Raw genomic sequence first — 13,013 nt, forward strand, 5'->3', positions numbered from 1 at the left:
AGGTGCACTTAGGACTTTCACCTTTAAGAATAACGTTCGCGCCGGGCGAACTGAACTACCCATTGTCTAAAGCCAATGGGCTTCCTGCTTCACAGACCTCGTAACCTACTATCTCCACAGGCGTTAATTCGGGCAGTCCCTGCCCTATATTGTTATTTTTATGCTATTTGTCTTAATCCTTCTTCCAGTATATTCTTTGCTGCATTGATATCCCTGTCATGATTTGTTCCACAGACAGGACATATCCATTCCCTTACTGATAGATTTTTCGTCTCTGTATTTTGGTATCCACAAACTGAACACAATTGACTACTGGCATAGAATGTATCTATTTTGACATATTTTCTGCCATTCCACTTGGCCTTATATTCTAACTGTCTTGTCAGCTCATGCCATGATACATCACTTATGGACTTTGCCAAATGATGATTTTTTACCATGTTTTTTATCTGCAAATCTTCCGAAACTATCACTTGGTTTTCGCTGATAATCTCATGTGACATCTTGTGCAGATAATCTTTTCTGGTATTTGTTATTTTCTCATGGCACAATGCTATCTTTTTCTTTGTTTTGTAGTAATTTTGACTTCTTTTCTCTTTATGGGCTAACTGCCTTTGCAGTTTCACCAGTTTCTTTTCGTATTTTCTGATGATTTTGGGATTTTCGTATTTTTTTCCATCAGAAGTAATACATAACTCCTTAATACCTAAATCTATTCCGGTATTTTGATTTGTTTGTGGCAGTTCCGTGTGTTCTGTTTCCACTAAAATTGATACATAATATTTTCCACTCGGAACTTGTGATATCGTTACCGATTTTATCTGTCCACTAAAATTTCTATGCAGTTTTGCTTTTATACCTTTTAATTTAGGCAGTTTTACTCTATTGCACCCGAAATCTACTGTTATATTGCCATTCGTAAAATTTGTTGTATATGACTTATGATTATCGTGTTTACTCTTAAACTTCGGATAACCTGCGTGTTCCTTAAAAAATTTCTGGTATGCCGCATCCATGTTGTAAATCGCATTTGTCAGAGCAAATTTATCCACTTCTTTCAGCCATTCATATTCTTTCTTTAATTGTCTGTTGCAGTAATTGTTACAGTCGGTTTTACTAACTGATTTTTTCTCTTTCTCATATACTTCTTTCCGGTATGCCAGGGTCTGATTATACACAAAACGGCAACAGCCAAATGTTTTTGCAATCTGTATTTTCTGCTCATTATTAGGGTATATTCTGTATTTATATGCCTTTAACATCCACTGTCACCCGCTTTCTCAACCTTGATTTTCTATATATCTTTTCAGCATTTCTTCCGATACATTTCCTACACTACAGGCAAAATATCCATCTGTCCAAAAGGTATGTTCTTTCCAGAATTGTTTTCGTAAATATTGAGGATATCTTTTTCATATATGGTATGTTGTATAGCTCTTCATCAGGTTTACAATCTTACTAATAGACATTGTTGGTTCTGTCTCTATCATGTAGTGAATGTGATCTTTGTCTGTTTCCATATGTCTTATTATCACACTGTGTCTCTGACATATCTCATCCGAAAACTGTTTTATATCATCTGATATTTGCCTCGAAACCAGTAATTTCTTTCTATATTTGCAGACAAAAATAATTTGATATTGTAATAGGTATTTGTGTCTGTTTTTAGATTTCCATGTTCCCATGCCATGAGCATACAATAATTTCTGATTTTTGGCTACCTTAACCCACCGTCTAAAGCCAGTGGGATTGCGGTAGCCCTATTTCAAACACTTTTGAAGCCACCTTCACGACTCCTCCCAGAACAGGTCATCCAGTGTTCGGTTCAGTGCCCTGCAGATTGCGATGCAGAGTCGGATCGTCGGGTTATAATCGCCCTTTTCGATGGCGTTGATGGTCTGCCGCGACACGCCGACGAGATCTGCCAGCTGCTGCTGTGACAGGTCCAGCGCCGCCCGTGCCGATTTCATCTTCAGGTTCTTCATTTCAGCAGACCTCCCACCGATCGACACCGTTTTTCGCGAATTTCATCTTCCCGTTTTCCATCCCACCGGGTCTCTCTCGCATATCGATATAGAATTTCATCATCCGGTTTTTCATTCCGCCGAACCTCCCCGTTTATCCACCCACGCTTTCAGCAGCAGGTTCACGATGATCAGCGCGAAGAACGCGAAGATCAGCAGATAGATGCCGCCATCCCAGGTGAGGACGCCATCGACGATCACGTCGCCAGCATTGGCATGTCCCCGGAAACCCAGGTACTGCATCACCATCACCGCCACCATGAGCACGATCGCGGCGTTCGAGCCCGACGTCTGCCGGATACCCCAGTACGCATCCTGCCAGATATCATAGAGGATGACCACCAGACATCCCACCATGAGGCAGGCCATCATGAGGAGTGAAAACTCGATCGGCAGTGCACCCACGCACTCCTCCCACAGCACCGCTGCCGCAAGCAGTGCGGCCAATGTCAAAAAGCCGTAGCGAAATGCCCTCCCGCGGATCAGCTCCTGCCGCTCATCATAGCCACTGTAGTCCTTATCCTTCTTAAACATAATGATCTTAAATACCTGAACCGCAATAAATGCAGCCGTAAATGCGAAAATATCTGACATATACGCCGACCTCCTTCCAGCAATATGTAAACTATATCTTACATCTACAGTATATATCAGAGGCGTCATTATGTCAAGAATACTTTACATTTTCGAAGCACCTCAATACAAGCCATGAAAAAGAATGTGCCTTGGCACATTCTCGCGCCGAGGCGCGGTTGCTTCAGCAACCATCTACCTTTGCGCCGAGTGCGCTTCCTCGCGGAGTGTTTTTGTATGATAGGGCGCAATTTCCTATCATACAAAAAAGCTGCCCCGGCACGTGCAGATGCACAGGCCAGAAACAGCTCTTCAAGTCTTATTCTATTAATCCGCTAAATGCAGCATCTCGATCAAAAAGATCCAGGTAAGACCATAATAGGAAATAACCGCTACCAGATCGTTCACGGTGGTGATAAGCGGACCGGACGCTACCGCCGGGTCTACGCCGAATTTCTTAAACAGGATCGGGATCACGGTACCGGAAACACTGGAGATCATCATGGCCAGAAGCAGGGCCACGCCGATGCAGGCAGAGACCGCAAATCCAAAGCCCGGTGTCATGCCCTTTGCGAAAACTACATAAAGTCCGATAAATACAAAGGAAAGAACACCAAGGATCAGACCGTTGCACATTCCGACTCTGGCCTCTTTGAATACCAGGCCAAGTTTCTGCTTGCCGTCCAGGTTTTCATCCATCAGCACACGGATGGTAACTGCCAGGGACTGGGTACCAACGTTTCCGGCCATGTCCAGGATCAGGGACTGGAAGCAGATCACGATGGTCAGCTGGGCTACTACACCCTCGAAGAGTCCTACGACACTGGAAACCACCAGGCCAAGGCCCAACAGGATGATCAGCCACGGAAGACGCTTATGCACACTCTGGCGAATCGGCTCGTTTAATTCCTCCTCAGAAGCAAGACCTGCCAACTTTGCGTAGTCATCGCCCATCTCATCATCTACAACCTGAACAATATCCTGGGCAGTGATAACACCGATAATCTTGTTGTTCTCATCCAGTACCGGGATAGAATCCTCGGAGTAATCCTTCATGCGCTCAATACAGTCTTCGATCATCTCACGGGCATACACATATGGATAAGATTCCATGATGATGTCGTCCAGCTTGCTGCCCTCCCGGGCAATGATCAGGTCTTTTAAGTCAATGGCACCGCAGAAGGTATGATCGTCATCGGTCACATACAGCGTAGAGATGTTGTCATTCTCCGCTGCCTGATTGATCAGCTCCCGCATGGCTTCGCGGATGCTGATGCCGGCCTTGATCTCAATAAAGTTCATGCTCATGCGGCTTCCGATCTCGTCTTCATCAAAGGACTCCAGCATGGCAATATCGCGTTTGGATTCATTATCAATGAGGTCGATGAGCATGTTGCGCTCCGGCTTTGCAAGGCGCTTCAACAGCGCTGCTGCCTGGTCAACCTCCATACAGGAAAGGACCTCAACCTTTTTTCTTGCATTCAGTTCCTCAAAATAAATCTCTGCGTTATCCAGGTATTCGAAAATATCGGAAAGCTGCTCCGCATCCAGAATACGGTACAGCCGCTCCCTTTCATCTCTTGTCAGCACCTCAAAGGAGGATGCGATATCATTCTCATGGTAATCGGAAATGCGATCCTTTAAGACACGCGGGGATACATTGCTCCGCATGATCTGCTCCAGCTCAGTCTGATAGTCACGAACCTGAACTGCCATGTCTTTGGTCTCGTTCTCGTTCATCTTTTCCATGCCTGCTCCTTTCTCCGTCTGCGAAAAAGTCTTTCTCTTTCTCACAGCGTTTTGTTCTCACGGCTGTCATCCGTGGAACCGGAGCATTTTTGATCTGCGCAAACCTGCTGTATTTTTCCAGAAAAATCTCCTGTATTCTTCACGTTTTCTTAACAATAGATTCAAAAAACAAGAAAGAAAAAACAGCAGCGTGTTTCCGCAAATAAAAAATGCCATCACCGGTTTCATCTGAAAACGGGCAATGGCAGACACACGCAGAAACAGCCTGATCTGTGCGTCTTCCTTTAAGACATACCAGATCAGACAGCTTTCCGACTAAAATATAAAACCAATTCGTGTGAGAAAACGGACAGCGGATTCAGACAGGCTGCCGGTTTTCTTTTCTCTTCCATTGCCGCTCATTCGCTTATAACTGTCCGCGACGTCCATGTTCTCACCTCCTTATAAGTGCACGATCAATAAATTCCTTCTAAACTATACTACAGCATTTTTTTTGCGTCAACCACAGAATTTTCGTTTTGATAAATTTTTCACCTGTATGATTTACCATTTTTGAGCGTAATTCACGTAATTTAACACAAAACCATTCACTGGTCATATGCTATTTGATATGCTATACTAAATCTGTTACCGCCTCCCAGACTGGTACGGGAAGGAGGTGTTAAGCCTTCCCACTCCCAAAATAGGAATAGAAAACCCCAGAAGTGTGCGAGACTTCTGGGGTTTCCGTTTTGCTGTTCGCAATGGAACATCTTATCCTTTTGCCTAACGGCATTATATCATATGTCTTTTTGAAAAACAATATCCAATTTTTCCTTCGATTTCTTGCTATCGCATCCTAGGACACGCCTTTTACGGTCCAGTTATATGTTTCCCACGCCTGATTCAGATTGACCACTGCGGTTTCTTTCGCATCCAGCGCACTATAGTAATCCGCCACGCCCTGCTGGTAATCATTCTGGCTCAGCATACCGGCCTGCTGCTTTTTCTGCAGGGAAGCATAGGTAATGGATGCACTCTGGTAAGCATCCTCAGCACCATCATACTGAAGCTTTGCAGCCTTTAACTGATCATACAGGCTCTGCATCCGGGAACGCACCGTTCCCTCGGCCTGACTTTCCTGATCGGATTTCACCGAAATCTCCGTTGCGGTTCCCGCGCTCTGATGCCGGGCATTCTGTACGCTGGAGCTGTTGCCGATGGCCTGCTCCATATCGCTATTAAAATCTACAGCCTCAATGGCGGCAAGATCCGGGAGCGGCACACTTCCGATGGCGATATCCGCACCGGTGTCCAGCCCCAGGGCTGAGAGCAGTTCATGGCTAATTAAAGGGAACAAAAAGAAAGGAAAAGCACAATCCAGACGGTATCAGCGGCAGGCTACAAGAATAAATTGTGATTTCACAAGATTGGTGCTATAATAAGAGAAAAGTTCCTGCCGGGGCAGCCGCCCCGGTGGTATGGATAGGAAGGCAGGAAAGCAATATGCACATCAGCTATAAACCACTCTGGCATACACTGTTAGAGCGTGATATGAGAAAAGAAGATTTAAGGCTTGCCGCCGGTATGACAACGAATATGATTGCCAACATGAGCAAAGAGGGAAAGCACATCAGCATGGACACATTAGCCCGTATCTGCGAAACGCTGAATTGTAAGATTACCGATGTGATTGAGTTAGTACCAGACGAGCCTGCTTCCACAGGAGGTAAGGAACATGAGCGAATTGAAACCAAGAATAACAGAAAACGGAATTGATTATATCCTGGTTGGGGATTATTACATCCCGGATTTGAAACTGCCGGAGGAACACCGCCCCATCGGAAAGTATGGACGGTTGCACCGGGAATATTTAAGAGAAGTCCACCCAGCCAGATTGAACACATTGATATTGACCGGAGAGCTATGGACATATCTTGCAGACCTGAACGAACAGGCACAGGAACGGTTAGACACCATCATGGAGCAAATGAAAACTGCCGAGGGCGTGACCGAAGAATTAAAGCGTACCCATCAAATGGAATGGGTGCAGCGTTGCAATAACATTCACAATCGGGCAGAAGAAATTGTTTTGCATGAGATGATTTATTCATAACGGTATGGTAGAATGATTATGACAAATAAGAATTTGGAGGGAAGAAATATGCAGACGATTATTGTGTTGTTAAATCCAGGAATGCTTGAAAATGCTGATTTGGATTTGAGATATCGCATACCAGACCGTATCGAAGAGGTATCAAATTCTTTGATACAAAGCAATGGATATGATTATATAGACACAGAGGACGGAGACCCTGGACCATTGATGGGTATTTGGTTGGAAACTGAAAATGCACATAGAAACTGGCATATAGTGAGGGATTTGTTTCAAAGGGAAAAATTTATAGGAAATGATTTATCTTTGTCGGCTCAGATATATATTTCCGAAAAAGATACTGACGATTTAGAAAACTGTGTGCTTGTTTTTCCTGAATAACAATTCCAGTTTATAGGGGAGTTGAACAGAGTAAAAAATCGGAATTGGAGGTAGAATATGAAAAAAATCAGTATCGACGAAACGAAGCTTCCAGCCGTAATGGAAATTATTGAAAAGGCGGCACTACTCATGGACGAAAAAGATTGTGATAGTGATAAAGAAGCAAAAAAAGAGTTAGGGGAGCTACAAAAGAACTTGAGAGAAATTACTGGAAATAAGAAGATAAAAATTAATATCTTTCAAGCTTATTGGAGTTACACCGATTTAGAAACAACAGCACGCAGAGCCTTAATGCCTCCGCCAATGAAATCTAATTTATCAAATGAGCAACTCAAGGAAATCGTTTTACACATTCTGAAGTTTGGGGAAGGGGAAAGAGATTGGTGGTTGGAATATCTGGAGATTAACACCGGCTTAGACAATCTTACCGACTATATTTTTTATCCTGACTTAATTGGTTTGGACTTCGACGCTACTTTGGAACAAATTGCTGATAAAATAATTGCAGATAGGAAATGAACTTGTCGCTTTGAAATTTTAACTGAATAACCACAGCACGAACCGCTGCTACATGGAAGCCAACAAACCATGCAACAGCGGTTTTTCTTTACCGTTTTTTCCTCTGGCTGATAGGCGTTCCCATTTTCTTTGATTTTTTGAGAATCCGAATCAGCCAGCGAAATTCTTCGTCTGACAGATTTTTATAGTTGATGCCGAGCTGCTTGCAGTAAAGAACAACCAGCTTTTCATCCCGGCTGCCCTTGAAATTTTCGACCGCTTCCAGATTTTCTTTCAGTTCATCGGCAACGGTGGTCTGGGGCGCACTCTCACTGTCCTTTTTGTGGTTTTCCCGAATATCCCGGATAATAAGGTTGAGATCATCCCGTACCATGTGACTGAAATATTCATCATCGCTGATATGTGCGGCTTGCAGCACTTTCAAATGGGGGTCATCTTCGCCGGGGCGATACCGTTCAATGATTTCATGCCGGACGGTATCGACAAGGGCGTTGAGGTTCTGAATCTGCATGGTGGCAATCCCATCCACATAAATCTCAATATCCGCAAGAAACTTGATAAAGTCCTTATGGGTGGCAAGTTCGCAGAGCAGACGGTTGTTAATCCGACCGCTTTTCAGAAGTGCCACCATTTCATCACTCAAATGCAGCTCCCTTAATGGCGTGTTGATCTCCACCATGTTCTCTGTCCGGCAAAAGAGATAATCGAGGGACACCCCATAAAAATCTGCCAGCAGGATAAGATTACCATGGTTGATTTCTTTAAAATCATCTTTTTCATAATTTCCAAGAGCTGATTTTGAAATACCTGTTTGCTCTGCCAGTTCTTCCAGTTTTAATCCTTTGTTTAATCGTAAATCTTTTAGCCGTTCCTGTATTGTAGTAGCTCCGTTCATTGAAGCAGCTCCCCCTTTCTAACGACATTTATAACCGTTGAATTGATTATACCATATCAATTCCGCAATCGTGGAAATTTCTGATTTTTACCCCTAATTCCTACTTTGTGGACATACGGCACAGGGCACAAAAATGTTCTATGATACAGGTAGTTCATCGATGGATTATTCCAATCGAATGACCAGCCTGTGTGGGATATGCTTCCCCGGCGATGTAGCGCCATGACTTTTGGCAGGGATGTGGAGGAACCCTGACCGAAACGAGCGTACCAACGGGAGCGATACGCCGCTGTGAGATTCAGGGGAGGAACGACACCGGGGAGAACTGGCGAACTGACACCGAAATGATACCGAAACACGACAATCTGACAGGGGGATAGTCTACCCTATCGCTGATACTTCGGGAGATTTTAAGCGGCTCTATGACCGTAATTTTGCCGAAAATCGCCCCGAAACCATACACGAAAACGGGAGGAAGCGCAATATGCCGAGAATGAGCAAAAAGCGGAAGCAGGAGCTTTCCTTTTACCTCAATGACCAGGGGCGTGTCACTTACAACGAATTATGCCGGAAATGCCAGCATGGGTGCACGCAGAGCTTCCGAGCGGTTGTGGTTGACTGCCCCCGTTATTTATCCAAACGAGCAAAGAAAAAGGAGGAACACACCGAATGAATTTTGAATTTATGACGATAGACACACCCTTGCCGCCCTGTATGCCCTTTCCCAGAGCGTTGACAGGTTTTCCAGTCAGCAGCACTGCAAAGGTCATGTACTGCCGGATGTTAGACGCTATGCTATCCAAAGGACAGGAGGACGAGAATGGAATCCTGTTTGTCTGCTTCCCTGTTACAGCCATTGCGGCAGTCTTGTCCCGCAGCCCCATGACGGTCAAGCGTTCTCTGAATGAACTGGAAACCGCCGGACTTATCATGCGGGTGCGTCAGGGCGTGGGGGAGCCAAACCGGATTTATGTGCTGATACCGGGAAAGGAGGACGCTGCCCTTGCCTGATACCTCAAAGCTGGAAAAACTCAACCGGGAGCTGGAGAAAAGCGAAAAGAAACTGCGGAAAGCTATCAATGATGAAAAGGCATTGCAACACCAGTTAAAGCAGCTTACCCGAAAAGAACGGACACACCGGCTCTGTACCCGTGGCGGTATGCTGGAAAGTTTTCTGCAAGAGCCGGAACGCCTGACAGATGATGATGTCATGCTGTTGTTGAAACTCATTTTTCACAGGCAGGACACGCAGGAACTATTGAAAAAACTGCTGGAACGGGAGAAGGCGGAAACCCCTTAGTTTACTAAGGGCGCAATTATACACCACCCAGAAGTTGGTGCATTGCGTTCTCCGAAGGCTCCTCGTCGGAGGGCTGTGATTTTCCGCAGTCATGATCTGCTCCAAATCATACAGGGGACGCTACGCTTCCCCTGCGCTGGCTGCGCCAGCTACCCTTTTGTGAACTTGCCATCTGGGGACACCTTGCGCTGCAAGCTGTTCCCAGCCGACAAGTTTCATAAAATACGCTATCTTTTCGATAGGCGATGAAGTATAATGAAGATGACAACAAATCGGGACTGTGTGCCCAGATAAGGGCGAGTAGTCTAGCAGGTGGAATGCCTGTCTGGTAAGGTCTAACCAACCGCCAGTAGCGAGTCTTGGGTGACTGTCAGTAATGGTAAATTAAAGTGTCTAGGATAATGAAAGGAGAATAAATGCAATGTCAAACTTAGTAAGATTTGAAAAGGTAGATAATGAATTGAATATTTTGCGTATTGGAGGAAAAAGTTTTTTACCTCCTGATGTAGAGTGGCCTACTAATCCTAATGGAGAAAAAATGGTTTTTATTTTTAATATACCTACAAATTTTTTAAATTCAACTCTTCAATTTAATTATCCGAAGGATCAGGTTATTTCTGTATTTACTACTTATAATAGAGAAGATTATTTTTTGGACTCGATCGTTTATAACGGTGATATAGAAGAACTTCAGAATATAAAAAACGGATATACAAAAGTAATTTTACATTCTGTTGCTTCTCCAAGAAATGATGCGGATTTTTTGATTTCAGCAAGAGAAATAGTAATTGATAAAGAAATGAATGAATTTGATGATTATAATGGCTCTCTTTTTGGTGCAAATCCTGTATTTTTACAAGAAGAAAAGTTAGAACTTGCCTCCTATCAATTTTGCATGCAGATATATGGAGGAGATTTTCCAGAAGAATTTCAAGATATCTTCTATTTAGATGATGCAATAGGGTATCTATTTTTGAGTAAAGAGGAAAAAGCAAATGATGTTGGAGTATTTTTTGTACAATGCACCTGAAATGGTAGTGGGGTGCGATTTATAAAGAAATGGAATCTCTTCATATAATCAAGGGTTTGTGGAATTTATCAAATATCGGGGCGGAAAATTCTGATACAAGGATAAAGCTGGAACGGGATTCTTTGGGCAGAGTGGTAAAAGAGTGGCAGGATGCGCATTGGATTTCCAGCCGGTATGACGAAATGGGAGAAAGAATTGAGACAACGAGCAGTTTTGGTGCGAGCATTCTTACCCGCCGAAATGAAATGGGACAGGCAGCACAAGTTATAGCGTACATGGATAAGGAACGACCGTGGGAAGCTGCGATGGAGTACAATGCGCTGGGGCAGGAGACGAGCCGCCTAGTTTCCGGCAGTGTTTACAGTAGCTGGGAATACTGATACAGTATCAGGAAACGGACTGGAGATTTCTGAAAAGAATGGCGTTCCAGCTTGGGCTTCCATTAGTGCCGGATACCAGCTATTATTATCCCCGCTTTTACCTTGGATTGCCGGAAAGTGAAAAAATGGAATTATGGCATACTTGGATTATTCATCGTTAAATGATGTTGGAGAGCCTTGTGTTATTGTTGCCAGATTTAATGATGTGGGGTATCAGATAGAAGAAACGATTGCCGAAGATTTTGGCGAGTTTATTCTTCAACTTGTGAAAGAGCAACTTGCAGACTAACTTTCAGTTTGTCAGCTTCACATCGGGTCAACTTGCCCCGAACTTTTATAACTAAATACCCGCCGCCCACACAGCGGCACACCGAGCAGGAAATCTGAAAAAGGTCTCCTGCTTTTTTCTGCCCAAAATGAGGTGGTAAAACGCCACCCCATCCGCCAATCACAGAAAGGAGTGACACGAAATGCCCTGTCCGCACAACGAAATTTCTATTGTGCAGCGCAGCCAACAGCAGTCTGCGATTGCCGCCGCTGCTTACCAGAGCGGCGAAAAGCTGTTCTGTGAATACGACCAGCAAGTGAAGCACTACCCGGAAAAGCGTGGTATCGTCCACAATGAAATCCTGCTCCCGGCAAATGCCCCACAGAAATATGCAGACCGCAATACCCTATGGAACGCCGCCGAAGCGGTGGAGAAACAATGGAACTCCCAGCTTGCAAGGCGGTGGGTGCTTACCATCCCCAGAGAGATACCGCCTGACCAGTACGCTGTCCTTGTACGGGAGTTTTGTGAGCAGCAGTTTGTTTCCAAAGGCATGATTGCTGATTTTGCAATCCATGACCCCCATCCGCCGGGACACAATCCCCACGCCCATGTCCTGCTCACTATGAGGGCAATGGACGAACATGGAAAATGGCTTCCCAAGAGCCGCAAGGTTTATGACCTTGACGAAAACGGGGAACGGATAAAACTTCCGTCCGGCAGATGGAAAAGCCACAAGGAGGATACGGTGGATTGGAACGACCAGAAGTATTGCGAAATCTGGCGGCATGAATGGGAGGTCATCCAGAGCTGCTATCTGGAAGCCAATGACCGTCCGGAGCGTGTGGACTTGCGTTCCTATGCCAGACAGGGGCTTGATATTGTCCCCACTGTCCATGAGGGGGCTGCTGTCCGGCAGATGGAAAAGCGTGGTATCCAGACGAATATCGGAAACCTGAACCGGGAAATCAGAGCTGCCAACAATCTGATGAAGTCCATCCGGCAGCTTATCCAAAACCTCAAAGGCTGGATTACCGAGCTGGGCGAAAAACGGAAAGAGCTGCTTGCACAAAAGGCGGCGGAGGAAGCGACACTTCTTCCCAATCTGCTGATGAAGTATATGGCGATACGAAAGGAAGAACGGAAGGACTGGACAAGGGCTGGACAGAACCGGGGGACTTCACAGGACTTAAAGGCAGTCAGCGAAGCCCTGTCCTATCTCCGGCAAAAGGGGCTTTCCACTGTGGAGGACTTAGAAGCATTTCTGGAATCCTCCGGGAAATCAGCCGCAGATTACCGCAATCAGATGAAGCCAAAGGAAGCCCGAAGCAAAGTGATTGACGGGATTCTTGCCAGCCGGACAGACTGCAAAGAATGTAAGGCTGTCTATGAGAAGTACCAGAAGATATTTTTTAAGAAAACAAAGGAAAAATTCAAACAGGAACACCCGGAGGTTGCCCGGTATGCGAAAGCCACCGCCTACCTTGCCAAGCACCCGGACGATAAGGACAGCACCCAAAAGGAACTGCAAGAGGAGCAGGAAACGCTTCTGGAAGAAATTGCAGCCCTGAAAATACCGTTGACCGAGGTACAGGAGGATTTGAAGAAGCTGCGGGACATCCGCTACTGGGTACGGAAAGCCACCCCCGGCACAGAAGAAAGCAAAGAGCCGCCCAAGAAGCAGCCCCTCAAAGAAGTCTTGCAGGATAAGGCGGACGAGAAAAAAGCACAAAGAACTGCCCCGGTGCAGACAAAACACAAACAACAGGATATGGAACTTTAACAGGCACTTGCCATTT

At 45.1% G+C, this 13,013-nt stretch carries 16 protein-coding genes and 1 pseudogene; 10 read left to right on the plus strand and 7 right to left on the minus strand.

The features are described from left to right. Window positions 1–158: 158 nt before the first annotated feature. The 6 genes and pseudogenes from tnpB to DW819_RS09030 form a co-directional block, all read right to left on the minus strand. Window positions 159–1,262 (minus strand): IS200/IS605 family element RNA-guided endonuclease TnpB, encoded by a 1,104-nt coding sequence (tnpB, locus tag DW819_RS09005; protein ID WP_118706580.1) that lies wholly within the window; start codon window positions 1,260–1,262, stop codon window positions 159–161. A gap of 18 nt (window positions 1,263–1,280) precedes the next feature. Further along, window positions 1,281–1,685, minus strand: a pseudogene (gene tnpA / locus DW819_RS09010) (IS200/IS605 family transposase). Window positions 1,686–1,787: 102 nt separating this feature from the next. Beyond that, a complete protein-coding gene (locus tag DW819_RS09015) occupies window positions 1,788–1,985 on the minus strand; it encodes a helix-turn-helix transcriptional regulator (protein WP_118531345.1) in 198 nt (65 codons plus the stop codon). A 111-nt stretch (window positions 1,986–2,096) separates the two neighbouring features. Continuing rightward, on the minus strand, window positions 2,097–2,618 hold the full coding sequence (locus DW819_RS09020; protein WP_118540226.1) for a hypothetical protein: 522 nt from the start codon (window positions 2,616–2,618) through the stop codon (window positions 2,097–2,099). A gap of 306 nt (window positions 2,619–2,924) precedes the next feature. Then, window positions 2,925–4,346 (minus strand): magnesium transporter, encoded by a 1,422-nt coding sequence (gene mgtE, locus DW819_RS09025; RefSeq protein WP_347560192.1) that lies wholly within the window; start codon window positions 4,344–4,346, stop codon window positions 2,925–2,927. An 838-nt stretch (window positions 4,347–5,184) separates the two neighbouring features. Further along, on the minus strand, window positions 5,185–5,685 hold the full coding sequence (locus tag DW819_RS09030) for a TolC family protein (RefSeq protein WP_147353169.1): 501 nt from the start codon (window positions 5,683–5,685) through the stop codon (window positions 5,185–5,187). Between the two features lie 146 nt (window positions 5,686–5,831). Between DW819_RS09030 and DW819_RS09035 the strand changes: the two genes are divergently transcribed. Genes DW819_RS09035 through DW819_RS09050 form a run of 4 tightly spaced genes read left to right on the plus strand, consistent with a single transcriptional unit; the run spans window position 5,832 to window position 7,341 of the window. Continuing rightward, window positions 5,832–6,104, plus strand: coding sequence for a helix-turn-helix domain-containing protein (locus tag DW819_RS09035; protein ID WP_023348783.1), 273 nt, complete (start codon window positions 5,832–5,834; stop codon window positions 6,102–6,104). Next, window positions 6,064–6,441 carry a TnpV protein gene (locus tag DW819_RS09040; RefSeq protein WP_118413594.1) on the plus strand — a complete coding sequence of 126 codons (378 nt, stop codon included), beginning with the start codon at window positions 6,064–6,066 and terminating at the stop codon, window positions 6,439–6,441. The genes DW819_RS09035 and DW819_RS09040 overlap by 41 nt, the downstream gene beginning before the upstream one ends. A gap of 48 nt (window positions 6,442–6,489) precedes the next feature. Then, window positions 6,490–6,822: a hypothetical protein gene (locus DW819_RS09045; protein ID WP_015552618.1), complete on the plus strand. Its 333-nt coding sequence runs from the start codon at window positions 6,490–6,492 to the stop codon at window positions 6,820–6,822. 57 nt (window positions 6,823–6,879) lie between these two features. Further along, entirely contained in the window at window positions 6,880–7,341 is a 462-nt protein-coding gene (locus tag DW819_RS09050; RefSeq protein WP_006859677.1) for a hypothetical protein, read from the plus strand. Between the two features lie 88 nt (window positions 7,342–7,429). Here DW819_RS09050 and DW819_RS09055 read toward each other — a convergent pair whose 3' ends face one another. Next, window positions 7,430–8,236 (minus strand): helix-turn-helix domain-containing protein, encoded by an 807-nt coding sequence (locus tag DW819_RS09055; RefSeq protein ID WP_118300503.1) that lies wholly within the window; start codon window positions 8,234–8,236, stop codon window positions 7,430–7,432. A gap of 484 nt (window positions 8,237–8,720) precedes the next feature. Between DW819_RS09055 and DW819_RS09060 the strand changes: the two genes are divergently transcribed. From DW819_RS09060 to mobQ, 6 genes are all read left to right on the plus strand, one after another. Beyond that, window positions 8,721–8,909: a hypothetical protein gene (locus DW819_RS09060; protein WP_074925909.1), complete on the plus strand. Its 189-nt coding sequence runs from the start codon at window positions 8,721–8,723 to the stop codon at window positions 8,907–8,909. Continuing rightward, window positions 8,906–9,247, plus strand: coding sequence for a DeoR family transcriptional regulator (locus DW819_RS09065; protein ID WP_003020305.1), 342 nt, complete (start codon window positions 8,906–8,908; stop codon window positions 9,245–9,247). The genes DW819_RS09060 and DW819_RS09065 overlap by 4 nt, the downstream gene beginning before the upstream one ends. Next, a complete protein-coding gene (locus DW819_RS09070; RefSeq protein WP_099357249.1) occupies window positions 9,240–9,536 on the plus strand; it encodes a DUF3847 domain-containing protein in 297 nt (98 codons plus the stop codon). The genes DW819_RS09065 and DW819_RS09070 overlap by 8 nt, the downstream gene beginning before the upstream one ends. Before the next feature lie 421 nt (window positions 9,537–9,957). After that, window positions 9,958–10,566 (plus strand): DUF1963 domain-containing protein, encoded by a 609-nt coding sequence (locus DW819_RS09075; protein WP_007885004.1) that lies wholly within the window; start codon window positions 9,958–9,960, stop codon window positions 10,564–10,566. Window positions 10,567–11,079: 513 nt separating this feature from the next. Further along, window positions 11,080–11,235, plus strand: a complete 156-nt coding sequence (locus DW819_RS15685; protein WP_005927665.1) for a hypothetical protein — start codon at window positions 11,080–11,082, stop codon at window positions 11,233–11,235. A 181-nt stretch (window positions 11,236–11,416) separates the two neighbouring features. After that, window positions 11,417–12,997, plus strand: coding sequence for a MobQ family relaxase (gene mobQ / locus DW819_RS09085; protein ID WP_118733009.1), 1,581 nt, complete (start codon window positions 11,417–11,419; stop codon window positions 12,995–12,997). Window positions 12,998–13,013 lie beyond the last annotated feature (16 nt).

Origin of the sequence: Clostridium sp. AM33-3 (genome assembly GCF_003480315.1) — a bacterium.
In the GTDB taxonomy this organism is placed as follows: Bacteria; Bacillota; Clostridia; order Lachnospirales; family Lachnospiraceae; genus Brotaphodocola.

Bases quoted from the DNA above. Each gene is read 5' to 3' on its own strand.
- DW819_RS15685 (WP_005927665.1), top strand. From the start codon at position 11,080: ATGGCATACTTGGATTATTCATCGTTAAATGATGTTGGAGAGCCTTGT.
- DW819_RS09050 (WP_006859677.1), top strand. From the start codon at position 6,880: ATGAAAAAAATCAGTATCGACGAAACGAAGCTTCCAGCCGTAATGGAA.
- DW819_RS09060 (WP_074925909.1), top strand. From the start codon at position 8,721: ATGCCGAGAATGAGCAAAAAGCGGAAGCAGGAGCTTTCCTTTTACCTC.
- tnpB (WP_118706580.1), bottom strand. From the start codon at position 1,262: ATGTTAAAGGCATATAAATACAGAATATACCCTAATAATGAGCAGAAA.
- DW819_RS09015 (WP_118531345.1), bottom strand. From the start codon at position 1,985: ATGAAGAACCTGAAGATGAAATCGGCACGGGCGGCGCTGGACCTGTCA.
- DW819_RS09020 (WP_118540226.1), bottom strand. From the start codon at position 2,618: ATGTCAGATATTTTCGCATTTACGGCTGCATTTATTGCGGTTCAGGTA.
- DW819_RS09055 (WP_118300503.1), bottom strand. From the start codon at position 8,236: ATGAACGGAGCTACTACAATACAGGAACGGCTAAAAGATTTACGATTA.
- DW819_RS09035 (WP_023348783.1), top strand. From the start codon at position 5,832: ATGCACATCAGCTATAAACCACTCTGGCATACACTGTTAGAGCGTGAT.
- mgtE (WP_347560192.1), bottom strand. From the start codon at position 4,346: ATGGAAAAGATGAACGAGAACGAGACCAAAGACATGGCAGTTCAGGTT.
- DW819_RS09045 (WP_015552618.1), top strand. From the start codon at position 6,490: ATGCAGACGATTATTGTGTTGTTAAATCCAGGAATGCTTGAAAATGCT.
- DW819_RS09065 (WP_003020305.1), top strand. From the start codon at position 8,906: ATGAATTTTGAATTTATGACGATAGACACACCCTTGCCGCCCTGTATG.
- mobQ (WP_118733009.1), top strand. From the start codon at position 11,417: ATGCCCTGTCCGCACAACGAAATTTCTATTGTGCAGCGCAGCCAACAG.
- DW819_RS09040 (WP_118413594.1), top strand. From the start codon at position 6,064: ATGAGCGAATTGAAACCAAGAATAACAGAAAACGGAATTGATTATATC.
- DW819_RS09075 (WP_007885004.1), top strand. From the start codon at position 9,958: ATGTCAAACTTAGTAAGATTTGAAAAGGTAGATAATGAATTGAATATT.